This is a genomic window from Alkalimonas delamerensis (assembly GCF_030717955.1).
Taxonomy (GTDB): Bacteria; Pseudomonadota; Gammaproteobacteria; order Enterobacterales; family Alteromonadaceae; genus Alkalimonas; species Alkalimonas delamerensis.
Window position 1 is genome coordinate 73,957 of record NZ_JAUZVY010000005.1, and the last position, 25,069, is coordinate 99,025.

The 25,069-nt window shown below is 53.1% G+C and carries 25 protein-coding genes, 1 other RNA gene and 2 pseudogenes; 12 read left to right on the forward strand and 16 right to left on the reverse strand.

The annotated features are described in order from the left end of the window. Window positions 1-44 precede the first annotated feature (44 nt). Window positions 45-383, forward strand: a complete 339-nt coding sequence (gene glnB, locus Q3O59_RS12105; RefSeq protein ID WP_228593571.1) for a nitrogen regulatory protein P-II — start codon at window positions 45-47, stop codon at window positions 381-383. Then, a complete protein-coding gene (locus Q3O59_RS12110) occupies window positions 367-1,335 on the forward strand; it encodes a M28 family peptidase (protein ID WP_305945824.1) in 969 nt (322 codons plus the stop codon). The genes glnB and Q3O59_RS12110 overlap by 17 nt, the downstream gene beginning before the upstream one ends. Here Q3O59_RS12110 and Q3O59_RS12115 read toward each other — a convergent pair. Then, window positions 1,332-2,834, reverse strand: coding sequence for an FAD-binding domain-containing protein (locus Q3O59_RS12115; RefSeq protein ID WP_305945825.1), 1,503 nt, complete (start codon window positions 2,832-2,834; stop codon window positions 1,332-1,334). The two genes, Q3O59_RS12110 and Q3O59_RS12115, sit on opposite strands and share 4 nt — an antisense overlap. Further along, window positions 2,831-4,363, reverse strand: coding sequence for a cryptochrome/photolyase family protein (locus tag Q3O59_RS12120; protein ID WP_305945826.1), 1,533 nt, complete (start codon window positions 4,361-4,363; stop codon window positions 2,831-2,833). Before Q3O59_RS12120 ends, Q3O59_RS12115 begins: the two co-directional genes overlap by 4 nt. A 128-nt stretch (window positions 4,364-4,491) precedes the next feature. On the opposite strand from Q3O59_RS12120, the gene dksA reads away from it, so the two are divergent. Further along, entirely contained in the window at window positions 4,492-4,905 is a 414-nt protein-coding gene (gene dksA / locus Q3O59_RS12125; RefSeq protein ID WP_305945827.1) for an RNA polymerase-binding protein DksA, read from the forward strand. Window positions 4,906-4,985: 80 nt separating this feature from the next. Then, window positions 4,986-5,654 (forward strand): ZrgA family zinc uptake protein, encoded by a 669-nt coding sequence (locus Q3O59_RS12130; protein ID WP_305945828.1) that lies wholly within the window; start codon window positions 4,986-4,988, stop codon window positions 5,652-5,654. A 72-nt stretch (window positions 5,655-5,726) separates the two neighbouring features. On the opposite strand, the gene Q3O59_RS12135 is transcribed toward Q3O59_RS12130, so the two are convergent. Next, window positions 5,727-6,266: a DUF3299 domain-containing protein gene (locus Q3O59_RS12135; RefSeq protein ID WP_305945829.1), complete on the reverse strand. Its 540-nt coding sequence runs from the start codon at window positions 6,264-6,266 to the stop codon at window positions 5,727-5,729. Window positions 6,267-6,313: 47 nt separating this feature from the next. On the opposite strand from Q3O59_RS12135, the gene Q3O59_RS12140 reads away from it, so the two are divergent. Then, window positions 6,314-7,027, forward strand: coding sequence for an ATP-binding cassette domain-containing protein (locus Q3O59_RS12140; protein ID WP_305945830.1), 714 nt, complete (start codon window positions 6,314-6,316; stop codon window positions 7,025-7,027). After that, complete coding sequence (locus tag Q3O59_RS12145) at window positions 7,021-8,277, forward strand: ABC transporter permease (RefSeq protein WP_305945831.1); 1,257 nt, start codon at window positions 7,021-7,023, stop codon at window positions 8,275-8,277. The genes Q3O59_RS12140 and Q3O59_RS12145 overlap by 7 nt, the downstream gene beginning before the upstream one ends. Here the strand turns inward: Q3O59_RS12145 and Q3O59_RS12150 are convergent. From Q3O59_RS12150 to mgtE, 4 genes are all read right to left on the reverse strand, one after another. Then, window positions 8,261-9,013, reverse strand: a complete 753-nt coding sequence (locus Q3O59_RS12150) for a substrate-binding periplasmic protein (RefSeq protein WP_305945832.1) — start codon at window positions 9,011-9,013, stop codon at window positions 8,261-8,263. The two genes, Q3O59_RS12145 and Q3O59_RS12150, sit on opposite strands and share 17 nt — an antisense overlap. Window positions 9,014-9,283: 270 nt before the next feature. Further along, on the reverse strand, window positions 9,284-9,622 hold the full coding sequence (locus Q3O59_RS12155; protein WP_305945833.1) for a magnesium transporter MgtE N-terminal domain-containing protein: 339 nt from the start codon (window positions 9,620-9,622) through the stop codon (window positions 9,284-9,286). A gap of 16 nt (window positions 9,623-9,638) precedes the next feature. Next, window positions 9,639-10,355: an MgtC/SapB family protein gene (locus Q3O59_RS12160; RefSeq protein ID WP_305945834.1), complete on the reverse strand. Its 717-nt coding sequence runs from the start codon at window positions 10,353-10,355 to the stop codon at window positions 9,639-9,641. Between the two features lie 141 nt (window positions 10,356-10,496). Then, complete coding sequence (gene mgtE, locus Q3O59_RS12165; protein WP_305945835.1) at window positions 10,497-11,849, reverse strand: magnesium transporter; 1,353 nt, start codon at window positions 11,847-11,849, stop codon at window positions 10,497-10,499. 585 nt (window positions 11,850-12,434) lie between these two features. On the opposite strand from mgtE, the gene Q3O59_RS12170 reads away from it, so the two are divergent. Beyond that, entirely contained in the window at window positions 12,435-14,078 is a 1,644-nt protein-coding gene (locus Q3O59_RS12170; RefSeq protein WP_305945836.1) for a diguanylate cyclase, read from the forward strand. Between the two features lie 9 nt (window positions 14,079-14,087). On the opposite strand, the gene Q3O59_RS12175 is transcribed toward Q3O59_RS12170, so the two are convergent. The 3 genes from Q3O59_RS12175 to Q3O59_RS12185 all read right to left on the reverse strand — a co-directional run bounded on the left by Q3O59_RS12175 (window position 14,088) and on the right by Q3O59_RS12185 (window position 15,872). Then, window positions 14,088-15,110: a metal-dependent hydrolase gene (locus tag Q3O59_RS12175; protein WP_305945837.1), complete on the reverse strand. Its 1,023-nt coding sequence runs from the start codon at window positions 15,108-15,110 to the stop codon at window positions 14,088-14,090. Further along, window positions 15,110-15,505 carry a cupin domain-containing protein gene (locus tag Q3O59_RS12180; RefSeq protein WP_305945838.1) on the reverse strand — a complete coding sequence of 132 codons (396 nt, stop codon included), beginning with the start codon at window positions 15,503-15,505 and terminating at the stop codon, window positions 15,110-15,112. The genes Q3O59_RS12175 and Q3O59_RS12180 overlap by 1 nt, the downstream gene beginning before the upstream one ends. 91 nt (window positions 15,506-15,596) lie before the next feature. Then, on the reverse strand, window positions 15,597-15,872 hold the full coding sequence (locus Q3O59_RS12185; protein ID WP_228592520.1) for a Rossmann-fold NAD(P)-binding domain-containing protein: 276 nt from the start codon (window positions 15,870-15,872) through the stop codon (window positions 15,597-15,599). 179 nt (window positions 15,873-16,051) lie between these two features. On the opposite strand from Q3O59_RS12185, the gene Q3O59_RS12190 reads away from it, so the two are divergent. Next, window positions 16,052-18,010 carry a bifunctional 2',3'-cyclic-nucleotide 2'-phosphodiesterase/3'-nucleotidase gene (locus Q3O59_RS12190; protein ID WP_305945839.1) on the forward strand — a complete coding sequence of 653 codons (1,959 nt, stop codon included), beginning with the start codon at window positions 16,052-16,054 and terminating at the stop codon, window positions 18,008-18,010. Next, window positions 18,007-18,801, forward strand: a pseudogene (gene rluF / locus Q3O59_RS12195) (23S rRNA pseudouridine(2604) synthase RluF); the annotation flags it as partial. The gene Q3O59_RS12190 and the pseudogene rluF, both read left to right, overlap by 4 nt. A 63-nt stretch (window positions 18,802-18,864) precedes the next feature. Here rluF and Q3O59_RS12200 read toward each other — a convergent pair. Further along, window positions 18,865-19,719: an MBL fold metallo-hydrolase gene (locus Q3O59_RS12200; RefSeq protein WP_305945841.1), complete on the reverse strand. Its 855-nt coding sequence runs from the start codon at window positions 19,717-19,719 to the stop codon at window positions 18,865-18,867. A gap of 146 nt (window positions 19,720-19,865) precedes the next feature. On the opposite strand from Q3O59_RS12200, the gene Q3O59_RS12205 reads away from it, so the two are divergent. Beyond that, window positions 19,866-20,729, forward strand: coding sequence for a DUF1028 domain-containing protein (locus Q3O59_RS12205; RefSeq protein WP_305945842.1), 864 nt, complete (start codon window positions 19,866-19,868; stop codon window positions 20,727-20,729). On the opposite strand, the gene Q3O59_RS12210 is transcribed toward Q3O59_RS12205, so the two are convergent. Next, the gene (locus Q3O59_RS12210) at window positions 20,726-21,619 is read right to left on the reverse strand and encodes a hypothetical protein (RefSeq protein ID WP_305945843.1); all 894 of its coding nucleotides are present in this window, start codon (window positions 21,617-21,619) and stop codon (window positions 20,726-20,728) included. The genes Q3O59_RS12205 and Q3O59_RS12210 overlap by 4 nt on opposite strands. Before the next feature lie 125 nt (window positions 21,620-21,744). Between Q3O59_RS12210 and Q3O59_RS12215 the strand changes: the two genes are divergently transcribed. Beyond that, the gene (locus Q3O59_RS12215; protein ID WP_305945844.1) at window positions 21,745-22,608 is read left to right on the forward strand and encodes a MaoC/PaaZ C-terminal domain-containing protein; all 864 of its coding nucleotides are present in this window, start codon (window positions 21,745-21,747) and stop codon (window positions 22,606-22,608) included. 172 nt (window positions 22,609-22,780) lie between these two features. Next, on the forward strand, window positions 22,781-23,188 hold the full coding sequence (locus Q3O59_RS12220) for a YccF domain-containing protein (protein ID WP_305945845.1): 408 nt from the start codon (window positions 22,781-22,783) through the stop codon (window positions 23,186-23,188). Window positions 23,189-23,251: 63 nt separating this feature from the next. Here the strand turns inward: Q3O59_RS12220 and Q3O59_RS12225 are convergent. The 4 genes and pseudogenes from Q3O59_RS12225 to smpB all read right to left on the reverse strand — a co-directional run. Then, a pseudogene (locus Q3O59_RS12225) lies at window positions 23,252-23,455 on the reverse strand (type II toxin-antitoxin system RelE/ParE family toxin); the annotation flags it as partial. A 101-nt stretch (window positions 23,456-23,556) separates the two neighbouring features. Then, window positions 23,557-23,814: a type II toxin-antitoxin system ParD family antitoxin gene (locus tag Q3O59_RS12230; RefSeq protein WP_305945846.1), complete on the reverse strand. Its 258-nt coding sequence runs from the start codon at window positions 23,812-23,814 to the stop codon at window positions 23,557-23,559. Between the two features lie 203 nt (window positions 23,815-24,017). After that, window positions 24,018-24,378: a transfer-messenger RNA gene (gene ssrA / locus Q3O59_RS12235) on the reverse strand. A 157-nt stretch (window positions 24,379-24,535) separates the two neighbouring features. Beyond that, on the reverse strand, window positions 24,536-25,015 hold the full coding sequence (smpB, locus tag Q3O59_RS12240) for an SsrA-binding protein SmpB (protein WP_305945847.1): 480 nt from the start codon (window positions 25,013-25,015) through the stop codon (window positions 24,536-24,538). Window positions 25,016-25,069 lie beyond the last annotated feature (54 nt).

Consider the following 25,069-nt stretch of genomic DNA (forward strand, 5'->3'; position numbering starts at 1 on the left):
ATAATGCTATCATAGAGTTAGTCTGGGTTCAGGTGGTCGTGTGCATGAAAAAAATTGAAGCAATTATCAAGCCTTTTAAACTGGATGATGTTCGGGAAGCCTTGGCCGAAATTAACATCACTGGTATGACGGTAACAGAAGTCAAAGGCTTTGGTCGTCAAAAAGGGCATACCGAGTTGTACCGGGGTGCCGAATACATGGTGGACTTTCTGCCGAAAGTGAAGCTGGAGATTGTCGTCAGCGACGATCAGGTGGAGCGTTGTCTTGAAGCCATTACCAAAACTGCGCATACCGGCCGGATTGGTGACGGCAAAATCTTTGTGCTGGATGTTGGCCGGGTGATCCGGATCCGCACCGGCGAGGAAGATGAAGAAGCCATCTAAGCATCTTGTGCTGCTTGGGGGAGGCTGGCTGTGCCTTTATGCACTCTTTGCCTCACATTCTGTTGCAAATGAAGTTCTGGAACAGGTATTGCTGGATATTCAGCAGCTTTCCTCCGAAGCAAAGCAAGGCAGGGAAACCGGTACCGAGGGCGCTGCCTTAACGCGCGACTGGTTAAAGCAACGCTTTGCAGAATTGGATGTCGCTTCATGGCAGGACTCCTATGCAGCTCCATTTCGCTACCGGCAAGGACGGCATACCAAGGAAGGGGTCAACCTCCAAGGTTGGTTGCCTGGCTGTCCTGACGCACCGGGTTATATCGTTATTAGCGCCCATTACGATCATTTGGGCAAGCGTGGTCGTCGTATTTACCCGGGGGCCAATGACAATGCTTCCGGCGTGGCCGCAATGTTGGCGTTAATCCGACAGTTGAAACAACTCGATGCCCCTTGTCGCGCTTATCATTACATCCTGCTGGCAACGGATGCCGAAGAAAATGGTTTGCATGGCAGTGCTGCTTTTGTTCGTCAGCCACCCGTTGCTCTGGAACAGATAGTGCTCAACATCAACCTGGATATGCTGGCTCGCTCAGAGCCGCGTGGGCAGTTATTTATTACGGGTGCCAGACGCGTGCCAGGGTTAAGAACACACTTACAGCAGCATCAGGGCCAGTTGCGGCTTGTCTTTTTAACGGACAGAGGGCCATTGCAAGCAGGCTCACTACAGCCGCTGTATGATTGGCGAAATAGCAGCGATCACGCGTATTTTCACCGGGCCGGCATCCCTTATCTGTTTTTTGGTGGGATGCCGTTCACGGATTATCATAGCCCGAATGATCAATGGCAGCGGATCGATGCAGAGTTTTTAAGTCAGGTGATGACGATCATTGGTCAAACCATCCTATGGCTTGAAAATGAAACGGATGTTCTTGGTCTCTCGTCCGACTCAAATTAGTCCAACCCCGGCAAAGCCAGTTGACTATTTGCTCGTCTTTTCGGTCGCTTACCAGCGCTTCTGCGGCTGGCATGGCGCTGCAATACACAGGCTTTCTGAGATGCCCAAAGGCTTGGATCCTGTTGCTGCAGCCAGTTTTTCAACGCCTTTCTTCCCTCAGCAATAGCCATGTCTGGCAGAATCACGGGTGCTGGATAATGGGTATCAAGCTGACACCCCAACTGCTGCTGCATGCTAACCGGCATTAGCCAGGGCGTATGGATCCAGCTGGTTGGTACCCGGCGAAGCTCCGGTACCCAGCGCCGGATGAACTGCCCTTTGGGATCGCGCTCCTGGCTTTGTTTGACCGGATTGTACATCCGGTTGACATTGATACCAGTGACACCGGCTTGCATCTGAATTTGTGGGTAATGAATACCAGGCTCGTAATCAATAAAGCACTTTGCAAGATGCAAAGCCAGCGGGCGCCAGGGCAGTCCGAGATAATAACTGGCAAAAGAAACCAGCATTGCCCGTCCCCTGAAATGGAGCCAGCCGGTTGCCAGCAAAGCACGCATACAAGCATCGATCAGTGGGTATCCGGTGGTGCCTTGACACCAACTCAGGTAGCGATGTTGATCAAAGGTGCTGTCCCGAAAGCCCAAAAAACCCGGATGCATGGCCTGAAACTCAAGTTCCGGTTCGTCCTCAAGCTTTTGGATAAAATGACAATGCCAGCGCAGGCGCGAGATAAAGGCTTGCAATGCGCGTGCGTTTGTCAGCTTCCCTCGGGCCAGCTGTGTTTGCTGGATCAGCGATCGCAAGCCAAGTTGACCGTAGGCCAGGTAGGGACTTAACCGAGAGCTGAACTCAAAGGCTTCGGCAGGGCGGCCAATCCCATGCAGATAGTGACGATGGCGCTCACTAAAAAAAGAAGAAACCAAGGATGCTGATGGTCCTGGAAAGCTTTGAGTGCATGCAGGCAGATCACGCATGCGGCTAAGCTTGGGCCAACTCCAGTGCTCAGGCTGATGCAGCGGCGATAAGGCTACCGGCGGCTTTGCCTGTGGCTGACTCAGCCAGGCGTCGCTTTCTTTTTGCCACAAGTCTCGATTGTGCAAACCACGGAATACACCAAACTGACGGTACTGATGCCATGCTATCCCATGCTTTTTTAAGGCATGCCCAACGGCCAGGTCGCGTTGATAGGTCCAAAGGTTGCCGGTTTCTTCATGGCTGTGGACTGCTGTGATACCGTGTTGCTGACACAATCGAAGCAAGACCCGGCTAGCAGCTCCTGTTTCAATCAATAAAGGTTGACCCAGCGCAGTCAGCTTGTCATTCAAGTTGATCAGACACTTTTGAATAAAGTGCCAATGGCGCAGTGATGTATCGGGTTGTTGCCAGTAATCGGGTTCAATGATGTAGACCGGCAGCAGCGGACCTTGTTGAGCCGCTGCTGATAGAGCCATGTGATCCTCGCAACGAAGATCGCGCTTGAACCAGACCAATTGCCTCACAAGCTATCCAGTTGACTCAACACCTGCCTGGCCCGGCTGAGAATGGCATCTTGCTCTTGTTCACTTTTGTTGTGCCATTGTCGATAGGCCAGTTGCAAACGGGCGTTGCCACCCAGCTTCGTTTCATTTCTCGCCAAAAAGTCCCAATACAGGCTGTTAAAAGGACAGGCTTTGTCGCCGTGTGCCTTGTCAACCTGATAGGGGCAGTGCTGGCAGTAATTGCTCATCCGCTTGATGTACTTGCCACTGGCGGCATAGGGCTTTGATGCCAGCACGCCGTCATCGGCAAACAGGGCCATGCCCAGAGTATTGGGTAGCTCGACCCATTCAAAGGCATCGGCATAAACTGCCAGATACCAGTCGGTCACTTCATCTGGCGCCAATCCTGCCAGCAAGGCAAAATTGCCGGTCACCATCAGCCGATGAATATGATGCGAGTAGGCATGGTCGATGGTGCTTTTCAGTGCTTGCTGCATGCAGCGCATCTGCGTATCGCCATTCCAGTAAAAGTGTGGCAAAGGGCGGCTGGCGCCAAGCGTATTGCGCTGCTGGTACTCCGGCATCAGCAGCCAATACAGGCCGCGGACAAATTCACGCCAGCCAATCAACTGACGAATAAAGCCTTCGGCGGCGTTCAGAGGCACCTGGCCATCTTTGTATGCCTGCTCGACTTTCAGGCACATCCAGCGCACATCCAGCAAGCCAATATTCAGGTAAAAAGAGCAGATGCTGTGAAATAAAAAGGGCTGATCCAGCAGCATGGCGTCCTGATAGTCACCAAACTGAGCCAGCTGCTTTTCAACAAAGTGCAAAAAGGCTTGCCGGGCCTCTTTGCCAGTGACGGCAAGCCGGAATTGGTGGGCATCGCCCATGTTGCTTGGAAACTTCTCAGCAACCAGTGCAATGACGTCCTGAGTGATGGCATCGGGTTCAAACTGCAGTGGTGGCACCTGTTCAAGATCCGGTGGGCAGGCCTTGCGGTTGGCTTTGTCGTAATTCCACTTCCCCCCTTCAGGCTGTTGTTGATCGGTCATCAGCAAGCGGGTAAAGCGCCGCATTTCACGGTAAAAATATTCCATCCGAAATTGCTGCCGATCCTTAGCCCAGTGGGCAAATTGCTCGCGCGTGCACAAAAAGCGATCGTCGGTCAGTTGTTGCACCGGCCGGTCAAACTGCTGTTGCCAGCAGGCGATTTCTTGCTCCAACCGGTATTCACCGCACTCGGTAATCAGCAGCTCGGTTAGCTCAGGGTGTTGCTTGAGCGCGTAAGCAACAGCGTCGGTCAGACTGGCGATTTCGGGGGCTTCACCAAATTTGAGGTAGAGCACCTGGTGTCCAAGCTGTTGTAAGGTTTGGGCGAAATGGCGCATGGCGCTAAAAATCAGCACCAGTTTATGGCTGTGGTGCTGCACATAGCTGGCTTCTTGCTGCACTTCGGCCAGCATAATCACATCGTCCGGTTCGACCGCTCTCAGGCTGGCAACGGCAGGGCTGAGCTGGTCACCCAGTAACACTACAAGACGGGGCATGGCGGTTGTCCGGTAATCATCGTATTGGAGGTTACGTACTGTTATGGCATTGCGATCATGCAAAATCTGTTGGCGACTAAGCTGTACTTAATGTTATGTTATATTGTTACTCATTGGTGGAGGGTGCCATGCTAACCGAACAGCAATTACTGGCGATGCCAAAGCAAGACTACATGAATGCGGCCCAGCTGCATTACTTTGAGCAGCTACTGCGCGAACAGCGGCAAACGCTGCAACAGCGAATAGAGCAAAGTAAGCAGCAGTTAGGCAGCAGAGAAACAGAGCCGGACGAGTTGGACCGGGCGCTGATTGAAGAAGAAAACCGCCAAAGCCTGCGGCTGGTTGAGCGGGAGTATTTTTTGCTGCGCAAAATTGAACAGGCGCTGGATCGCATTGCCAGTAAAGACTATGGCTTTTGCAACGAGACGGGCCAACCGATAGGGCTCAAACGTTTGCTGGCCCGGCCAACCGCCGAGTTGTGCCTGGATGCCAAAGAGCGGCAGGAGCTGCAAGAAAAACACTTTAGCAAGCGCCGTGGCTAGGTCAACACGGCCGAGTACTTTGCAACGGCCTGATAGCAGCGTATGATACAAATTGACAACATCAACAAAGGATTCTGGCCATGACGACGTCAACCACTTTATTGGCAACCGCTTTGGCAAGCAGCTTGGCGCTTGGCGCTCAGGCTTTGGCTCATGATCACAGCCATTCGCATCAGCATGAGGCGGCTCCTTACGCTGAACCTCAGCATGAGCATGAACATCAGCAGGCTCATCAACATGACCATCAACACGAGCACGACCATCAGCACAGCCATGATCACGATCATTATCACGACGATGAGTTTACCCAGCTTGGCGCCCATGTGCATGGCGAAGCCTTACTGACTTTTGTGTTGGAAGGCAATGAGGCCATTGTTGCGCTGCAAACCGCCGCCTACAACATTGTTGGCTTTGAACACGCGCCTTCAACCGATGAGCAGCAGCGGGAAGTTCAGTCTGCTTTGAGTATGCTGGCCACTGGCCGTTGGTTCGAGCTGAACCGGGATACCGGCTGTCAGGTTGAACAGGCCGATTCCAGTACCGATTTAACCCGGCCAGGCCATCAGAATCATGGTGATTTTTACGCCAACTTTACCCTGCTGTGTCATAATCCGGCCCGGTTGCAGTATTTGGATTTGTCGCTGATTCAATTGATGCCTGCACTTGAGCGGGTGCAGGTGCAGTGGGTCGTTAATGACCGTCAGGGCATGGGAACGGCTACCTTACGTGAAGGCCGTATTCGCTTCTAAAGTTGGGTTGTATTCAACCTGGACAATCCCATATAAAAAAAGCGCCGGTCGGCGCTTTTTTTCTGGAATAACTTACCAGCTGTACTCTTCGATGTGATCGGCTTCCAGACTGTAGGCCGCAAATGCCAGATCATGACTCATTGAATCCGTGGTCAGGGTGCCGGTGATCCAAAACGGGGTGTACATCATGTCGGCCGTTAAACCACGGGCATTGGTGACGTAGACAATCTGGTTTGGTGGCGGTGGCGGTACATGAATGCAGGCACCGAAGTAAGGCACTAAAAAGAAGCTGGTGACATTCTGGTTTTGGTCAAACTCCAGCGGCACAATAAAACCGGGCAGGCGGATCCGCTGATTGTTGAACTCATCCCGCACCCGGGTTGAGGTTAGAACTTGTTGCCATAAGCTGGCGTAGGGATCGTCCGAGGCATCGTCAAAAGGCGAGGGCTGGCTGTAGTCATGCTCAATGTCGGGCAGGCTCTCCAACAGAGCCAGATCATCTTCGGGCATCAGATCGGTCCATTCCAGGGTGCGCACCTCATCAGCCTGCAACTGGGCGGAAGTAAATGCGACAGACAGCAACAGGATTGCTATAGACAGAACACGCATCATTGGAGCTTACTCCTGATCTTTGGTATAAACGTCCCACACATCTTACCATGAAGGGTGCTGCAGAGGTGACCGACAAGCCGAAAAAATATGTCATTGAGCTCAAAAATCTGCGCTTTCGCTGGCCAGGCAAGCAAGGCTGGCAGCTAGCTCTGGCTCAGTTGCAGCTGGAAGCCGGACAGCATTTGTTTATTCGCGGTGCCTCGGGTTCGGGCAAAACCACCTTGCTAAACTTGTTAAGTGGCATTACCACACCGGATGAAGGCGAGTTGTGGCTGCAACAAACCGCGATGCACCGATTGTCGCCATCCAAGCGTGATACGCTCCGTGCGCGGCAGATTGGGGTGGTTTTCCAGCAACTGAATCTGATCCCTTACTTGTCGGTGTTGGATAATGTGCTGCTGATTGCCCGCTTTGCCAATGAAAAAGTGCCTGGCCTCCAAGCGCGTGCGGCCTTGTTGCTGGAGCATCTGGGATTGGATGCGGCCTTGCATGGTCAAAAAGCCAGTAGCCTGAGTGTTGGCCAGCAGCAACGGGTTGCCATCGCCCGGGCTTTGTTGCTGCGACCCGCGCTGCTGATTGCCGATGAGCCCACTTCGGCGCTGGATGCCGACAACCGCGATGCTTTTATGAAATTGATGCTGGCCGAAGCCGATGAAAGTGGTACCACGGTGATTTTTGTCAGCCATGATCAGGCGCTGCAAGGCTACTTCAACTGGCACTTGCTGATGGATCAACTGGAGCAGGGGGTACAGCCATGCTGATGAAACTGGCACGTTTAAGTTTATGGAATCGCCGCGGTACCGTTGCGATGACAGTGCTGTCGTTGATCATCAGCATCAGCCTGTTGCTGGGTATCGATCATTTGCGTCATGAAGCCAAGAACAGCTTCACCAGCACGGTTTCGGGCACAGATTTGATCGTAGGAGCTCGCTCTGGCCAGCTGAATTTATTGCTTTATTCGATTTTCCGGATTGGCAATGCCACGGCCAACATCAGCTGGGAGACATACCAGCGCATTCAAAGCCACCCACAAATTGCCTGGACCATTCCCATTTCATTGGGTGACTCGCATCGGGGGTATCGGGTGGTGGGCACCAATCAGGACTATTTTCAGTATTACCGCTACGCTGGCCAGCAGCAGTTGCAGCTGGCCCAGGGCCGGGTGTTTGAAGAGGTCTACGACACGGTGCTCGGCTCTGAAGTAGCAGCCAGATTGGGCTATCAACTAGGGCAGGAGATTGTGCTGGCGCATGGCATTGGCCAGGTCAGCTTTAGTGAGCACAAAGACAAACCTTTTACCGTAGTGGGGATTCTGGCGCCAACCGGCACGCCGGTTGATCAGAGTGTGCATGTTAGTCTGGAAGGCATTGAAGCCATTCACATTGACTGGCAGCAGGGCGCTCCGATGCCAGGCCGGCGCGTCAGTGCCGAGCAAGCGCTGGAGATGGATTTAACGCCGGGCGCCATAACTGCCTTTATGGTGGGGTTAAACTCCCGCGCCGCCACATTTTTGGTGCAGCGGCAAATCAATGAGTTCCGTGGTGAGCCGTTAACGGCCATTTTACCGGGGGTGGCTCTGGCCGAGCTTTGGCAAATGCTGAGCATGGTGGAGCGACTGTTGCTGGTGATCACTCTATTGGTGCTGTTGGCGGGCTTGGTGGGCATGACGACCACCTTGTTGGCCTCGATGAAAGAGCGCCAACGGGAAATTGCTATTTTGCGGGCGGTTGGGGCGCATCCGCGTACCTTGTTTTGGCTGGTGCAGCTGGAGGTGATGTTGATTACGCTGGTGTCCTTATTGCTGGCGCTGGCAGTGCTGATGGTCGGGCTTTGGTTTGGGCAGGATCTGCTGGCCAGTCGTTACGGTTTGTTTATTGGTTTGAACCCGGTGCGTGAAAGCAGCCTGCAATTGATGGGGCTGGTGCTTGGGCTCGCAGTGTTGTTGGGCTGCATCCCGTCCTGGTTGGCTTACCGCAAAGCGCTGACCGATGGCCTTAGTGTTCGCCTGTAGCCGGTAACAAGCTTCGGATGATGGCCCGGTATTGATTGCTGGCCTGCAATTCCAGCAGGCCGCGATTAAAACGCTCCATCAGCTGTTCTGAGCGCGGGTCTTGCTTTGACAGCACCAGATACATCGGCCGTTGCTCCAGTGCGGGTTCAATGTACTCAAGCTGGCTGGCATACTCTGGTAGCTGGTGACGCAACAAATACAGTCCGTTGTGCTTGTCGGCCGGCACCAGGTCGACTCTGCCGAGCGCCAGCATCCGAAAAACCTGCTCATCACTGGCAACGGCAATGGTATTCAGCCGGGCTCGCAGCAAGCCTTCTGGTTGCGCATACCCTTGGACCACCCCCAGCCGTAAACGCTTTTCCGCCAGCTGCTGGTAGTTGCGAAAGCTGAGCGGCATCGAGCGGCGTTTAAAGAGCACAATTTGATTGGCGTACATCGGCTGGGAATACAAGAAGTGCTCCACCCGCTCTTCATCGTACCAGGCCGCAATTAAGCCGGTGAAATTGCCTTGTTGGGTTTCGTACAAGGCCCGACCAAAAGGCATAAAGACCACCTCGACATCGATGCCTTGCAAAGCAAAAGCTTGCCGGACAATTTCAGTAACCACGCCCTGCTGCGGCAAGTCATCGGCATAATGCGGGTGATAGTTGCTGCTGGCCAGCACAAGACGCTCGGCTTCTAACGGCCAGACCAGCAGCAACCAACCACAAAGCAAGCAGTGCAAAAAATATTTCATCTAGGCGGTACTCAAGCTTCCTTTGCAATAGAGTATAGCTGCCAGGACTTTTTACTGAATTGATAAAAAGCTGATATTTCCCAGCACAACCACCCGCAGCCCTTGCAGTACCTAGATAGTGCCCGTCCAGAAAGGCGGGCACTAGCGCAGCGCACGGATGCGCTGCCATTTTTAATGCGTGGTAACGCATTGAGAATGTGAGACAAATGGAAATCGCAATTTTCATTTGTCGTTCCAGAATAAGGGCAGGAGCCCGTTTCTGGATGAAAACTAGATAGACTGCTGCGCCAATCGATCGCGCTGCTTGCGCGGCAATAAACGCTGCATGCTGGCACGTTGTTGGCTATCCATAGTGCTGAGTAACGCAGCCAGTGCACTGCAATCCATGCTGCGGGCAATATCGTACCGACGGCTGGCAGGAATGGCTTTGAATACCAAAGCGCGTTGTGGCAGCGATAACAACGTCAGGATAGCGCGTTGCTGCCAAATGGTCAGGGTGCAAATAGCATCTACCAGCTCTGCCAACGGCAGCTGAGCAATCAACTGCTGCAAGGCGGCGTTATCGTGGGAGACGGCAACTTTTTTCAAGGATGAAGTCAGGGTGGTCATGACGCTTCTCCTGTGGTTATTCAGACGTACTGGTGCTCCAGTACGCCTGAGTGATAAAGGGTTTATTCAGCAGCTTTCTGCTGATGCGATCCAACTCTTCACCATCGATGGAAATGGCGGCCAGCATGGCTTCCACTTCGACATCCTCATTGCCAAAAGGCGTGACTTCCATGCCTCGTGCGGGCAATTGAGCAGCCTCCAGCACCAGCTCGACCACATCCATTGCATGCTTTTGCTGTTGCTTATCGGCAATCACATGCAAAATGTAGGTAACCTCGGTCGACTCCACGTCAATAGGCTGCCGGTTGATCTGGTTAACAATAGGGCGCAGTAAGGTATTGGCCGCGAGCACAAACAGAGTGCCCAAAACCGCCTGCGGCAACATGCTGGCACCAGCGCAGGCACCAATGGCGGCAGAGCCCCAAAGGGTTGCAGCGGTATTGATGCCACGAATATTGCCCTGTTCGCGCATAATGACGCCAGCACCCAAAAAGCCAACACCGGATACCACATAGGCAATTACATGGGCCGCACTTTGTGCGCCATTGAGGTTAAAAGCAATGTCGACAAAAATGGCAGCGCCAACAGCAACCAGCGCATTGGTCCGCAGGCCAGCGGTTCGCTGACGATATTGTCGCTCCAGTCCAATTAGTGAGCCCAGCACAAAGGCTGCGATCAGGCTAATCAGGCTGTCGAGCAGTGGGATCAGTTGGATGTTTTGAATTGCAAGCATGGTGTTCTCCTTGTAGCTGAGCCATCCGCGGCTGAGTGAGTGAAGGAGCATCCGATAACGGAAGCCCGGAGAACCACTGCCAGGCCGGGGTTGGGGACCGGCCCGGCAGTGTACAACGAGCGTGTCTCTGTTTTATGACAATCAGCCGACCGGGATATCCAGAATCCAGGTAGCCATGGCAAAGTAAATGATCACACCACAGGCATCAGCAATGGAGGTAATCAAAGGTGCACTGGCAGCTGCCGGGTCCAGCTTGAAGCGGCTTAGCAAAAACGGCAGCGACATACCAATCACACTACCTACCACCACCACAATTTGCATGGTCAAAGCAACAACCAGCGCAATCTCCGGGCCACCACGCCAGAAACCGAGGGTGGAAACGGCCAGTGCCATGGTTAAACCCAGTAAGCCGGCAACGATAAACTCTTTGCCCAGCATTTTGGCCCAGTCTTTGATCATCACTTCGCCGGTTGCCATGGCTCGAACCATCAGGGTTGCGGCCTGAGAGCCGGCATTACCGCCACTGTCCACCAGCAAGGGCAGGAAGAACACCAGCGCAATGTAGGCTTCGATGGTGTCTTCAAAGTAAGCGATCCCTGCACCCGAGAAGATGTTGCCAAATACCAGCAGCACCAGCCAGAACACCCGCTTGCGGTACAACAAGTTGATGGAAGCGTCCTTGATGTTGCCGACAATTTCACTGACCGCACCGACTTTGCGAAAATCGGTGGTGGCTTCTTCGGCGGCTACGTCCATCGCATCGTCGTAGGTCACAATGCCCACCAGCTTGTCGCCGCCATTGGTGACCGGCAGTGCAATTAAATCGTATTTGGCGATCAGTTGCGAAGCCACTTCCCGTGGCGCATCCGCCTTCACATAGACCGGATCCCGGGTCATAAAGTCACCGATGATGGCGTCCTCGTTGGCCATAATCAGATCTTTTAGTGACACAGTGCCAACCAAGCGACGCTCGGAGTCCACCACATAAGCCTGGTAGATGGTTTCGGTGTCCGGTGCCGCTTTACGCAGCTGGGCAATGCCTTCTTTGGCGGTGCGCTTGGCATCCACCAGGGCGTATTCCGAGCTCATCACTGAGCCCACTTTATCTTCTTCGTAGGCCGCCAGCTTACGGATATCCTCACGCTCGGCTTTGGCCAGCACCGGCAGCAAACGGCCTTGCTGTTCTTCAGGCAGCAGGTTGAACAAGTCAGCACGCTCGTCCGAAGCCATGTGCAGGAACAGCTCACCCAGAGCCTTTTTATCCAGGCTGGGCACGATGTCGGCCTCCAGCTCTTTGGGCAGATAACCGAACAACTGAGCACGCTCTTCGACCGGTGTCAGGCTAAGAAGCTGCGCAATCTGCTCGACGGTAAAACTGCTGAGTACCGCGCCGATATCGGCCGGGTGGCAGCGCCGGGTCAGGTGCGCCATATCCTCTTTGTCTTTGCTCAGCAAAGCGGTGCGCAGGCTGAAAATTAAGTCTTGTGCATTCATGATGATTCTCCCTGCAATAAGAAACACTGCTTGATGAGCAAGCAGGTGCCTTATCCTCTTCAGTGGAAGCGGTTGCCAGCATGAGAAAACAGATTGTATGTAGCCGTCTGACGTTGTCAGCTCAGCACAAGAAATGCATCGATTTTTCTATACCGACGGGCATGCCAATTCAGGCGTAAAACCGCGCTGGACACAGAGCGTGAGCACTGTGCTAGATATCGATGATAATGAACAGAAATGAAACCAGTGTGACAAGAAGTACCAGAGACATCACTATTCTGCGCTTGCAGAACAGTGCGATAGACCGTGCTGCGAAGCGTTAAAACATTTCGTGTGTTGACTGACAATCGACAGACCAACGCCTACTACCAGGTTGTTCGCCCACGATGGGTCTCCGCAGTGGTTAAAGTTGCAGCGCATTATACGGATGTAATGAAATTGTGCAAGCCGCTTTGTGGTTTTTTTTTGATTTTCTATGTTGTGGTATTTCTTACCAAATTTACCTGTGAACCTGTGGTTTTCATGGCTTTTATTTCGAAAATTCGCTACTTTTACTGGTAGTAACTAGTTTGGTGGTGGTAGTGCATGTCGGCAAAGCGAGACGATATTCAGCAGCAATTGGAGCAACTGCGCGCCAGCTATCTCGCTCAGCTGCAACAAGGCTGGTCAGACGTCATGGCCGAAGCGGGGCAGTTGCTCGAAGCTGACAACAGCGGTTGGCAAAGCATTGCCCAGGCACTGAAGCTGCGCTTTCATACCCTGGCTGGCTCTGCTGGCACCTTTGGTTTGCCCGAGCTTGGGCAGCAAGCGAAAGCACTGGAAATGGAGTTGGGTGCCTGGCTCGACATTGATCGCAGGCCTGATCTGACCAGCAAGCAACAATTTCTGGAGCGAGTGCAAGAGCTCAGCAACCACAGCAGCCATCAACAGCAGCAACTGCCTTCGACGTTGTTTCAGCCTTCCGATGATGAATTTACCCGCAAAGCACGGATCCTGGTGTTCAGTAAAGATGGCCAGCTTGGGCAGCAATTGCACTCGGCGCTTGAGCCCTTTGGTCACCAGGTACAGAGTGTGCAGCAACTCGAGCTTTTGCGTGCTGCCGTTTTAGAGCGTCAGCCGGATGTGCTGATGCTGGATATGCCGCAGCAACGTGTGCCACAAGGGCTGAAGACCTTAATCAACACCATGCAAAAGGATGAACAGCATCCAACGGTGCTGTTTGTGGTCGGCGAGAAAGAGAGCTTTGCACATTCCCTGGCGGCGGTGCGGCTTGGTGCCGCTGGCTACTTTATCAAGCCGGTCAATGCAGCGGCGATTGAACTGCGTATTCAGCGTTTGCTTACCAAACGGCAACAAGCTCGCTTTCGGGTATTGATTGTGGATGACGATGTGATGCTGGCGCGGCACTACCAGTTGATTATTGAGCAAGCCGGGATGGAAGCCAAGGTGGTGAATGATCCCGCCAAAATGCTGATAGGCTTGCAAGGCTTTCAGCCCGATGTGATTTTGCTGGATGTCAATATGCCGGAATGCAGCGGTCCTGAACTGGCGCAAATCATTCGCTTCAAAGATGAATGGCTCGGTGTCCCTATTATCTACCTGTCCTCTGAAACCGACAGCCAGCGCCAGCTTGATGCCCTGGTGAAAGCCGGTGATGATTTTATCTCCAAGCCCATTACCGATCAGGCGCTGGCCGTCACAGTCTTTGCTAGAGCGCAGCGCGCCAGGCAACTGGCTGAAATGATGACCCGCGACAGCCTGACCGGCTTGTTGCAGCATGCTACGGTCAAAGATCGCCTGAGCGATGAAATTGCCAAAGCCAAGCGCAGCAAACAGGAATTGGTGGTGGCGATGCTGGACCTGGATCACTTTAAGAAGGTCAACGATCAGTACGGACACCTGATTGGCGATCAGGTGATCAGCAGCCTAGCCAATCTGCTGCAGCAAAAGCTGCGCAAAACCGATGTGATTGGCCGTTACGGGGGCGAGGAGTTCTTGCTGGCGTTACCCGATTGTTCGCTGCAAAAAGCCACGGACATTCTGAACAACATCCGGCAGTCGTTTCAGGCCATACCCTTTAGCGCTCAAGAGCAGAGCTTTTCCTGCACCTTCAGCGCAGGTCTGGCTCGGGTCGATACGCAGCTGTCGAGCGATGAAAACATCGAGCGGGCCGATCAGGCGCTTTACAAAGCCAAACACAATGGCCGCAATCGGGTTGAGCTGGCTTAGCGTTACGATTTAGCAGCCCGGCTGAGAGCGCACCTGCAGTGGCGATAGCGGTCGGGTGTCAAGCCAAAAGCGGCGGAAAGCCCAGGTCCACATTTCCAGCATTTGGTAGGGCTTATCCAGCTGGACCACTTCTGCCGGCAGCAAGCTGCCGTTGTGGTGGCAGGCCAAGCTGAATTCAAAGGCATAATTGCCCTGCATGCCCATCCGTAAATCGGCCATGGTAAGCAGTTCCTCTCGTTCAAAGTAACCAACCATGCCATGACTAAAGCGTTGCAATTGCTGTGCTTCCGGCAGTTGTTTGAGCGCCTGAGCTTTGGCAGGAAAGGTGTGCTTACGAAACTTTATGGGACGGCGGCCATCATTCAGCGCATAAAAGCCTTCGCGATAGCCGTGCTCATCCACCAGCACAATGCGCCAAACCAAGGTGTTTAAAGCCGTTGGTTGTACCAGTCGGCTTTGGTATTCCAGCTCTGGATGCAGCTGTTCCAATTGCCACAGCACCCACTGCTGCGCCAACAGGCTCCAGCCCAAGTACGCAGTTGACAGCCAAAGTCCCCAGCGATTGAAACGAAAGCCTGTGACAGGCCGTCGCCAGGCCAAAGCCACACCGGCTAGCAAAGGCAAGGTATAGAGCGGGTCAATAACAAAAATGCTTTCCAGTGCAAAGGGGTAGTCGCTGAACGGCAACGCCAGTTGGGTGCCATAGGTGGTGAAGGTATCGAGCAGACTGTGCGTCACCAGTACCAGCCAAACGGCCAACAGCCATCTGCCGTAATATGCCCTTTGTCGGTGCCACCAGCAAATCAGAGCCGCCAGCAGAGGGGCTGCCAGGCTTTGGTAAAAGATGGCATGGGTTTCGCCGCGATGGCGCAGCATATTGGTTAAATCATCGCCGTAATTCCAGAAAACATCCAGATCGGGCAAGGTGCCGACCACAGCGCCCCAGATGGCGGCTTTTTTGACCGAGCCTTGCTTGCCAACCACCGCAACCGCTACCGCAGCCCCTAAGGCGGCCTGGGTGATGGAGTCCATCAGTCGTCCACCAACACCCGATCGCTTGGATCAAAGCGCGGCGATTGAATGGACAGGACTTTGAGTGGCTCGAGCGAGGTAATCGCCAGCACGCCATGCACCGTGCCCGGCGGGATCAGCAGGTAATCACCGGCCCGGATGTCCAGCTCTTCATGGCCAAGCCGCATGCGGGCACTGCCAGCCAGCACATAGATTTGCTCGGTATGACGTTGGTGGTAATGATTGGGCACAGGAGCATTGATGGTCAGTAAAAAGCTGCTGCTGTGCTCTGTTTCCGCCAAAGGTTGGTTGTAAATGGCCTGCGCATCCGCTGGCACTGGCTGCTCGGGTAAATGCAGGACGGCCGATGAGCTGGCGATGGCTGGCAAAGTGAGCAGGAAAGTGATGAAACTCATGGACAAAGCCTTCTTCTGCAAAGCAAACAGCTTAAAAGAAGGCCTGGAGTCTGTCCAGTGATCTGCTGCGTTGCAGCAAAGCAGCTTAGCCTTAGTGGGCGCGGTACAAACGGCAGAAGTAGTCGATGATGGCGTCGCTATCAAAACGGCTGAATCGCAATTGATGCTTTTGCACGATGGCCTCCGCCAAAGAGCGTAAGGTGACATCCAGCGACTGGCCCGATGGGCGGGTGAGCTCATGACGGCTGAATAAATAGTTCAGAGCAACCGAGGTGTAAGACTTGCCGGCAACCGGTTGCACCAGTTGCAGCTCGTGCAGACGAACGCCAAGATTGCGTAACTTTTCCAATCGATTTTGCTCGTTCATGATGTCTACTCCATTCGGATGAAAACTTGGTTGCTACAGTTAAGGTTATCGTCGCTGTGCAGGAAAACTTGAGCTGAAAGTTAAGCTCTGAAATTGATGCAGCCCGGTTGAATGCGTCAAAATGTCATGCAAAAAGTGATACAATGGCACGATTTTGATAGTGGACGACCGAGAGCCTTATGAAAAAAAATGCCTTCTTTACCCTGGCTTTGGCTGGCCTTGTTGCTGGCTTGATGGGCTGTAGCCCAGCAGGCACCCCTGAGCGGGAGGTGCAGCTGGAGCTGCGGATTATGCAAACCAATGACTTGCATGCTTACATGCTGGGATACGACTACTTTCAGCAGCAAGACACCGATCGTTTTGGCCTGGCTCACACCGCCGCTTTGGTGCATCAGGCTCGGCTGGAACAGCCAAATAGCCTGCTGTTTGACAATGGCGATACCATTCAGGGCAGTGCCCTGGGTGACTGGGCGCATGCTCAGGGGTTGGAGTATCTCGAGGGGCAAAGTCACCCGGTGATCCGGGCAATGAACTATCTGGGCTACAATGCCGCTGCTCTTGGAAATCATGAATTCAATTATGGCCTGGCGTATTTGGATGCCACCATTGCCGGTGCCACCTTCCCGTTTTTATCCGCCAATGTGATGCAGCCCGATGCAGCAGACGATGATTGGCAGGCCACACGCTTTACCCCCTATGTGATTCAGACCCACAGTTTTGTAGCCGATGATTTGCAGCGGTACGACCTGAAGGTGGGCGTTTTAGGGCTGGTACCGCCGGCGATTATGCGCTGGGACAGAGACCATCTGAAAGGCCAGGTGCAGGCGCGCGATATGGTGGCCGCCGCTCGACACTTTGTGCCAAAAATGCGGGCTAAAGGAGCCGAACTGGTGGTGGTGATTGCCCATACCGGTATTCGTGATTACGGCGACTACCCGGAAGGCGCCGAGCAAGCGGCTCTTTATCTGGCGCAGGTCGAAGGCGTGGATGCCATACTGCTCGGGCATCAGCACCGCTTGCTGCCAGGCCCGGACTACCAGGACATTGCCGGTGTTGACGCAGAGCGAGGCCTGATCCACGGGGTGCCTGCGGTGATGGGAGGTCAGTATGGCAATCATTTGGGGCTGATCGATCTAACCTTGCAGCGCAGCGAGGGGCAATGGCAAGTGGTGGCAAACCATGCTGAGCTGCGTCCGGTTGGCCCACAGCGTGATGAGTTGATGGTGGCTTTGTTGCAGGAAGAGCAGCAGCAGACGCTGGCCATGCTCAATCAGGCGCTTGGCACCACCGATGGCGCCATTGAAAACTTTTTTGCCCGGGTGGCGCCCAACAGTGCCGTAGCCTGGGTCAATCAGGCGCAGAGCTGGTACGCGCGGCAATTGCAACAAAACGGCGAGCTGCCAGACTTGCCGGTGATCAGTGCCGCTGCACCTTTTCGCAGTGGTTTTGGCGGGCCAGAGGATTACACCCATTTGGCGGCAGGACCTTTGACGCTTGGTAACATTGCGGATCTGTACATTTACCCCAATACCTTGCGGGTGATTGAGTTAACCGGCGCTCAGTTAAGGGACTGGCTGGAAATGTCGGCCCGCACCTTCAATACCATTGAAGCAGACCAGGACAACTGGCAGCAACTGCTGGCACCACGGATCCCCAGTTACAACTTCGACATGATGAATGAGGTCAGTTACCGCATCGACCTGAGTCAGCCAGCCCGCTTTAATGGCCAGGGGGAGCAGGTCAGCGACAGCCACCGCATAGTTGATCTGCGTTATCAGGGGCAGCCGGTACAGCCTGAGCAGCGTTTTTTGCTGGCGACCAACAATTACCGGGTCAGTGGCGGTGGTTTCTTCCCGCACGCAGGTTCAGCCCCGTTGCATTACAGCGGCCAAATGGAAGTACGGCAGATCATCGCTGCCTATACCCGCGAGCAGGCTGCAGCGCATCCAGACGCCATCCCGGTACGTTTTGAGCAAAACTGGCAGTTGCAGTTGCCATCGGCTGCTCGGGTTGAATTCCGCAGCAGCGGGCTGGATGCAGCGCAAACCAAAGCAGAGCAGCACCCCAGGGTGCGCTTCCTTGGCCTGGATGATGAAGGCTATGGGCGTTTTCGCTACCTGCCGGAGTTACAGCCTTGAGCGATCAGAATGCCATCCGGCTGAATAAATACATCAGCGAGACCGGTATTTGCTCGCGCCGTGAAGCCGACAGGCTGATTGAGCAGGGGCAGGTTCGAGTCAATGGCATGCCAGCTGAGACTGGCATGAAAGTTAGCGATGCTGACAACATTACGGTGGCGGGCAAGCCGCTTAAAGCTAAGCCCAAAGCCGTTTATCTGGTGTACCACAAACCGGTGGGGGTGGTCTGCACCACCGACACGGCCGTGAAAGGCAATATTGTCGATGCGGTGGGCTATTCGGAGCGGATTTTCCCGATAGGGCGGCTGGATAAACCCTCATCCGGGCTGATTTTATTGACCAACGATGGTGACATCGTCAATAAGATCCTGCGGGCGGGCAATGCGCACGAGAAAGAGTACCTGGTCAGTGTGGATAAACCGATTAACCGTCAGTTTTGTCAGCGGATGGCGGCTGGCGTGCCGATCCTTGGCACGGTCACCAAGCCATGCAAGGTCACGCAAATTGGGCCGGATCGGTTTTCCATTATCCTGACTCAAGGGCTCAACCGGCAAATCCGCCGGATGACGGCCTATCTTGGCTTTGAAGTCACCCGGTTAAAGCGCATTCGCATTATGAGCATTCAGTTGGCCGATTTAAAACCCGGCCAGTGGCGTGAAGTCACCCCGGCCGAGTTTGCCTTGCTCAGCGATTTGTTAAAAGATTCGGTAAAAACCGAAGAGGCCTCGCAAGGAGCAGGAGCTGGCATCAAGAAGCGGGGCCACCAACCGCGCATCGAGCGGCCAAAGCGTCAGTACCGTCCGGGCTAGCCTGATAAGCCAGCCCGATTACAGCCTTGGTTTCAGGGCGCTGCTTTAATCCTGCAGCGCCTGATACAAAGTACGGATCCAGCGCTCTTCAGTAATAAAGCTCCAGTGCCAGGCTTGCCATTCCTCGCCCAGACCGCGCTCTAACATGGCATCGAGTGATAGCCCTTCGGCTTGGTACTGTTTGACCTTGGCAAAGGTGGCTTCCATCATCTGCAACTCACGCTTCAGTCCTGCCCTGTTGGTGAGCGCGCCATGGCCTGGGATCACCTGAAAATCATCATCAATGCGCTCAATCACCAAGCGGGTCACGGCCTTGTACGCCTGAAAGTTACCGCCGGCATTGGTATCGACAAAAGGGAAGCGGCCTTCAAACATCAGATCGCCCATATGCACCACCTTGGCATCGTGAAACCAGACGATGGTGTCGCCATCGGTGTGGCTGGGCTGCATGGCGGTCAGCACGATGTGGTGGCCGTTCATATGCAAGCTCAGTTGGTCGTTAAAGGTCAGGTTGGGCAGCCCCTCTGCCGGGAAATTGCTATCGGCTTGCAGACGCTTACGGACATTGTCGTGAGCGATAATTCGGCTGTCTGCGGCCAATTTGGCATTGCCACCGACGTGATCGCCATGAAAGTGGGTATTGACCAGCACTTGCAGCGCTTGCCCTTCGGCCAGCTCATTCAGCCGGGCTTCAATCTTGCCAGCCATTTCGGCAAACTGGGCATCCACCAGCAAGATGCCATCCTTGCCAGTCAGAGCGGCCATATTGCCGCCAGCACCGGTCAGCATGTAAAGGCCCGGTGCCAGCTCGGTTGCGTCAACCTGCACATCGGCAAAGCGATCCGCCAGGGCTTTGGGGGAAAGTAGTATGAGCAGAACTATAGCGAGTAAAAGGCGCATGGGTTTTCCTTCATTATTCTACAGGCATCAAGTGTAGCCCAAGAGCGAAATAACGGATGCTAAAGTGCAGCTAAAGCAAACTGGAGTTCTTTACCTGCCTGCATCATCCTGTTAGGGTGCCGTTATCGCCATCTCTGGGAGGTATCATGATTGCAACTTATACCATTGCTGTTACTGAACCTGAGAGCCAATCGCTTGCCATCGCCACAGCCTCCAACTTCTTAGCTGTCGGCTCCCTGGTTCCATGGATAAAAAGTGACTGTGGTTTGCTGGTATCACAATCCTTCGCCAATCCTGCGGCTGCGGCTGCGGCGCTGGACGTTCTGGCCAGCAGCCACTCGTTGAGTAAAGCACAAGAAAAGTATCTGGAAGCCGATAAGTTGGCCAATCAGCGTCAGTTTGGGTTGATGACAACCGCAGGTGAGGCGGTGCTTTACAGCGGCTCGGATTGCACTCCCGAGGTGGAAAGCTACCAGGCTCCTGGTATGTTTTGCTTAGGCAATATGCTGAAAGCTGGAACCGTTGATGCAATGGCACTGGCTTATCAGCAGGCCAAATCGGATGGGCTGGATCTGGCGGCTGCTATGCTTAGCGCTTTGCGGGCAGGGCAACAGGCTGGTGGAGACAAGCGAGGTAAGTTGGCGGCTGCTATGTTAATCAAGCGAGTCGGCGCAGGTTACCTTGGTAGCTCTGATACCTGGCTGGACTTACGGGTTGATGCTGCGGCCGATCCTGTTCAGGATCTCGAGCAGCTGTATCGCATCTTTCAGTTGTATTACCCACAGTATTATTCTCAGCATTGGGTGGATTGCAATGCGTTGGATCCAGAGCAACAAGCAGTATTCAAGACGTTGATTCAGAGGCTTGGTCAAGACGCTGAGTCGAGTCAGGATTTTAGCCAGCTGCTGGCTCAGCATAACCTTGAGCCGTTGTACGACGCGGAGCAGCATGCCGTTAGCTCGCTATTGCTTGAGCATGCCCCCGCATTGCTGGCTCGGCTAGCGCGCTAAAAGTCCTGCCAGTTCTTCACGGTAAAGTGTTTTCGGCGGGCATCGTATGCTGTTTTCATTTCGGGTAAGGGTTCAAAACGAATATCGGCGGGAATTTGATAACAGCCGATTTCGCTAAACTTCGATTGCAAGTCCGGTACTTCGCCACGGCCTACCACATAAATCTGGCAAAAATCCCCTGACTTGGGGTTCAGTTTGATTTGGCGCTCGTAGGTGTGCACTGTCATGGTACCATCATCATGCAGTTCCAACTGCGGGTTGGCACAGGGCACATCCAAACTTTTCGAGTTAAATAATGGGATCCGAAAACGGCTGGGTACATAGTTAAATGGCAGTGGGAAAAATGAGTCCTGGCGCAACTCCAGTGGAAAGGTATTCATGGGATAATGCTCGGTAGGCGCATTCTCCAGCGCTTTTTCATAGGTTCGAATAAAAGCATGAAATTTCACATTGTGCAGTTTCAGTGAAGACGAAATGTAAAAGTGAATATTCAGATACTGCTCTGAACCATCCATACCTAAATCGCAGTAACGGCGGAATACCAGGTTGTCTCGTCGGAGTACGAAGAACTTATAGATGATCATACCTAAAAATAACGAGGGGGACAGCAAGGATATTGTCGCCAGAAAAGCGCGGATATTTTGGTACAAAAATTTATCGTCTGGCAATGTCCAGCGAGGCTCTTTGCCGAAAAGCTCGGTGTACATATGATAAATGTAATCCAGCCCCAGATGATAATCCCGGGTAATTAGCACCAAGATGGATGCTAGCAGGATGGCTAAGACGGCATTGATTAAAATAAAATCAAGCGTCAGGCGGGCTATGTTCTTTGAGGCTATGTATTGTCGGATCTTGAAGTTGCGTCTTGGATGCGCGGCCTGATTGTTCATAATCGCTCGTTCTTGTTACTCAGATCCTAAAAGGCTCGATACCAGAGCAGCAGATAAAAGCTTGAACTGGCCATGGTTTTCCGCAACCATGGTAGGACAAAGCCGTCTCCTATACAACCTAAGGCATGACCAGTACATTTCTTCCTTCCCCATTACCGGGCTTGGCTCGATGTTACCTGTTGGCACTTGCAGGGCGAAATCACAACGGCAGTGGCTCGATTCAGGCTCAGTGGGATTGTCAGCAGTGGCAATACCAGCTGCCTGACTACCTTTCCCTCTGTGGTGCATTAAGCCGTACTCAGTTACCAACTTGGCTGCAGGTAGTGTCATTTCCCATGCAGCTTGCTGTGCTTACTGCACCTGCTTTCCCGCTGGCGGCCATGGGGCTGGTGCATCTTGAAAATGAGATTAGCTGTTTTGGTGAACTGGTTGCGGGGAGTGCTGTAGCTTTTCGTTGTGTCAGTGAGCCGGTGCAGCCGCAAGAGAAAGGGCAAACCGTTGCGCTGGTGACCGAAGCAAAGCAGGGCGATGCGCTGGTCTGGCGCAGCAGGGCTGTCTATTTGCAACGTCAACGCAAGGCTGGGGCGCACAACCAGCAGCGGCAGGGCGATTCTTTCGCAGGCTATGCAAATCAAAGCGCCCAGTGGGCTTTGCCACGCCGTTTGGGTTGGCGTTACGGTTGGCTTTCCGGTGATCTGAACCCCATTCATCTGCACCCCTGGTGTGCCCGTTTGTTTGGCTTTAAAAGCAACATTGCGCATGGGATGTGGAGCAAGGCCCGCTGTTTGAGCGAGCTGGCTGCTCAAGGTGTGTTGCCGGATTCGCCCTATCGGGTGGCGGTGCGCTTTGCCAAGCCTATTTTGCTGCCGGCTCAGATCCAGTGTCATTGGCAGCCAGCTTGCGAGGGGCTTGATTTTGCGCTGCTATCGGCCGATGGCACCCTTTGCCATTTAACCGGTCGGGTCGAGCCGCTGAGCAGCGCTGTGTGAAAGTGATTGGCTGGGAAAGCGACGAGTGTTGGTGAAAAACACCAGCTTGTGGTGTTTAACAACACCACCTAAGCTAGCTAAGTGCTATAACTTGCTGATGTATAAGCGCTGATAGAAATGGCATGCTTGCTGCAGTCTCCAAGCTTGAATGATAAATATCAAGGATAGAACAATGGGATTGTTTCGCTTCATTTTTAATGTGCTGTGGTTTGTGCTGGGTGGTTTCGTGATGGGCCTGGCCTGGTGGCTGGCTGGTTTGATTTGCTTTATCAGCATCATCGGTATTCCGTTTGGACGCTCCTGCTTTGTGATTGGCCAAATGGCGTTCTGGCCTTTTGGCAAAGAAAGCATCAACCGGCGGTACATCAACCGGGCAGAAGACATTGGCACCGGCGCTTTAGGCAGCTTGGGCAACATCATCTGGTTTATTTTTATCGGTATTTGGCTGGCGATAGGGCATCTGTTTCATGCTCTGGTTTGCTTTATCACCATCATCGGCATTCCATTTGGTCTGCAACACCTGAAGCTGGCCGCATTAACCGTTGCGCCTATTGGCCAAACGATTGTGAGTAAGGCTTAAATGATTTAAATGACGCCTTAGTTCACTCAATGAAAGTATCTTAGTGGCTGAAGTAACTTTGATTTACTTCAGTTGCCTTTTAGGGTCTTGACGGCCATGCAATACACGAATGACCTCAACCGTGTTGCCATTCACAGAGTAAAACAAGATATGACTTTCGATTGGCAGGCTTCTGATGCCGGGGAATAACTCTGGTCGCTCAACACCTAAGAGCGGCTGTTCGGTTAACAACCACAGCTGACTTTTAAGATTTTCCAGATAATTGTCGGATTGAAGCTGTCCCTAGCGAGAAAGACCATATTGGTAAATGTCTTTCAGATCATCTTTTGCTGCTGGGGCAATAACCAGCTGATGGGTGATCATCAGAATCAGCTTTTAATGTCATCAAACAAGGCATCAAGTATCACTTTGGATTCAACGGCAATTCCTTCGCCTCGTGCAAGTTGTTCGGTGCCCACTTCAAGTTGCTGACGTAATTGCGCTAACTTAACTTGGTGGATCCAGTCCTCATGAATGTCCATAAAGCGCAGAGCTTCCCTAATGACTTCACTGGCATTATTGTACATGCCACTTTCAACCTTTGCCTTAACGCGTGATTCCAGTTCTGGTGTCAGTGAGATATGCATAAAGGCCTCTAAAAAGGTACAGAAGTTACTCTAAAAAACTAGCACAACTAACAAAGATTGCCAATCTTTGTTAGTTGTGGGTTCGGGAGAGAGCTTCAATCAAAGCTTCGAATTAGGGAAGTTCTGTCAAAACAAGGGCTTAGTGGCTTACTAGATGAATGCCCCATAAAAAAAGCCAGCTCAATTGAGCTGGCCTTCTGGTTTGGTGGAGCTGGGGGGAGTTGAACCCCCGTCCGAAAAACCTACATCCTCGGTACTACATGCTTAGCCAATTCATTTAGTTAACCCTATGAGCGCCGAATGGCAGGCTATCGTCGGGCGAGCCTGATTGGTTTTAACGTCTTGGCTCCAGGCGAAGCCGCCACGCGATCCTGTTTAGGGTGATCCCCCGTTACCTCTGCTTACAGGCATGCAAGAGCGGGAGAGCTATCTACTGCTTATTAGGCAGCGATTGCGTAGTTTTCGTCGTTTGCGACTATTGGTTTGCGGTTTTTTTACGAGGCCTACCGCACCTCGGCATGCACCTAAGAGTTCGTGAATCCCGTCGAATCCAGAATCAGCCCCGAATTCGGTAGTGATTACGCCCACTCAGCGTGTATCCGGCATTGTACGGGCTTGTCGCGAGCTGTACAAGAGTTACTGCCGGTATATTCCGGGCTAATCTCAGCCCGTTAATGGTTAGATGGGGGCTTGCGGTGAAAGTTTCAAGACCCGGGCGAAATTAGCGGTGGGTATGCTTCATCATCCGCTCTTTTTCCCGCGCCCAGTCTTTGTCTTTTAAGTCGGAGCGTTTATCAAAGTGCTTCTTGCCTTTAGCCAGATGGAATTCGACTTTGACCCAACAGGCTTTCCAATACATGGCGGTCGCGACCAAGGTATATCCGTCCCGCTCGGTCAAACCAATCAGCTTGGCCAGCTCGCGTTTTTTTAGCAGGAGCTTGCGGCTGCGCTCCGGATCGCAGATGACATGGCTGGAAGCACTGTTCAGTGGCTGAATCTGGGCGCCGAACAAGTAGGCTTCACCTTGTTTGATAATGACATAGGAATCCGACAGGTTGACTTTGCCCTGGCGAATGCTTTTGACTTCCCATCCTTGCAAACTGATGCCGGCCTCGAATTTATCTTCTAGGAAATATTCATGGCGGGCTTTTTTATTCAGCGCGATGGTACTGCTTTGAGTTTTCGGTTTCTTTTTTGTCATAGCGGTCTAGTATACGGCATCCGTGGGTTTCATTGCTACGGTCCTGGCCTTGTT

Excerpts from the sequence above, each read along its gene's own strand:
- glnB (WP_228593571.1), top strand. The coding sequence starts at position 45 with ATGAAAAAAATTGAAGCAATTATCAAGCCTTTTAAACTGGATGATGTT.
- Q3O59_RS12110 (WP_305945824.1), top strand. The coding sequence starts at position 367 with ATGAAGAAGCCATCTAAGCATCTTGTGCTGCTTGGGGGAGGCTGGCTG.
- Q3O59_RS12120 (WP_305945826.1), bottom strand. The coding sequence starts at position 4,363 with ATGCCCCGTCTTGTAGTGTTACTGGGTGACCAGCTCAGCCCTGCCGTT.
- dksA (WP_305945827.1), top strand. The coding sequence starts at position 4,492 with ATGCTAACCGAACAGCAATTACTGGCGATGCCAAAGCAAGACTACATG.
- Q3O59_RS12130 (WP_305945828.1), top strand. The coding sequence starts at position 4,986 with ATGACGACGTCAACCACTTTATTGGCAACCGCTTTGGCAAGCAGCTTG.
- Q3O59_RS12135 (WP_305945829.1), bottom strand. The coding sequence starts at position 6,266 with ATGATGCGTGTTCTGTCTATAGCAATCCTGTTGCTGTCTGTCGCATTT.
- Q3O59_RS12140 (WP_305945830.1), top strand. The coding sequence starts at position 6,314 with ATGAAGGGTGCTGCAGAGGTGACCGACAAGCCGAAAAAATATGTCATT.
- Q3O59_RS12145 (WP_305945831.1), top strand. The coding sequence starts at position 7,021 with ATGCTGATGAAACTGGCACGTTTAAGTTTATGGAATCGCCGCGGTACC.
- Q3O59_RS12150 (WP_305945832.1), bottom strand. The coding sequence starts at position 9,013 with ATGAAATATTTTTTGCACTGCTTGCTTTGTGGTTGGTTGCTGCTGGTC.
- Q3O59_RS12155 (WP_305945833.1), bottom strand. The coding sequence starts at position 9,622 with ATGACCACCCTGACTTCATCCTTGAAAAAAGTTGCCGTCTCCCACGAT.
- Q3O59_RS12160 (WP_305945834.1), bottom strand. The coding sequence starts at position 10,355 with ATGCTTGCAATTCAAAACATCCAACTGATCCCACTGCTCGACAGCCTG.
- mgtE (WP_305945835.1), bottom strand. The coding sequence starts at position 11,849 with ATGAATGCACAAGACTTAATTTTCAGCCTGCGCACCGCTTTGCTGAGC.
- Q3O59_RS12170 (WP_305945836.1), top strand. The coding sequence starts at position 12,435 with ATGTCGGCAAAGCGAGACGATATTCAGCAGCAATTGGAGCAACTGCGC.
- Q3O59_RS12175 (WP_305945837.1), bottom strand. The coding sequence starts at position 15,110 with ATGGACTCCATCACCCAGGCCGCCTTAGGGGCTGCGGTAGCGGTTGCG.
- Q3O59_RS12180 (WP_305945838.1), bottom strand. The coding sequence starts at position 15,505 with ATGAGTTTCATCACTTTCCTGCTCACTTTGCCAGCCATCGCCAGCTCA.
- Q3O59_RS12185 (WP_228592520.1), bottom strand. The coding sequence starts at position 15,872 with ATGAACGAGCAAAATCGATTGGAAAAGTTACGCAATCTTGGCGTTCGT.
- Q3O59_RS12190 (WP_305945839.1), top strand. The coding sequence starts at position 16,052 with ATGAAAAAAAATGCCTTCTTTACCCTGGCTTTGGCTGGCCTTGTTGCT.
- Q3O59_RS12200 (WP_305945841.1), bottom strand. The coding sequence starts at position 19,719 with ATGCGCCTTTTACTCGCTATAGTTCTGCTCATACTACTTTCCCCCAAA.
- Q3O59_RS12205 (WP_305945842.1), top strand. The coding sequence starts at position 19,866 with ATGATTGCAACTTATACCATTGCTGTTACTGAACCTGAGAGCCAATCG.
- Q3O59_RS12210 (WP_305945843.1), bottom strand. The coding sequence starts at position 21,619 with ATGAACAATCAGGCCGCGCATCCAAGACGCAACTTCAAGATCCGACAA.
- Q3O59_RS12215 (WP_305945844.1), top strand. The coding sequence starts at position 21,745 with ATGACCAGTACATTTCTTCCTTCCCCATTACCGGGCTTGGCTCGATGT.
- Q3O59_RS12220 (WP_305945845.1), top strand. The coding sequence starts at position 22,781 with ATGGGATTGTTTCGCTTCATTTTTAATGTGCTGTGGTTTGTGCTGGGT.
- Q3O59_RS12230 (WP_305945846.1), bottom strand. The coding sequence starts at position 23,814 with ATGCATATCTCACTGACACCAGAACTGGAATCACGCGTTAAGGCAAAG.
- smpB (WP_305945847.1), bottom strand. The coding sequence starts at position 25,015 with ATGACAAAAAAGAAACCGAAAACTCAAAGCAGTACCATCGCGCTGAAT.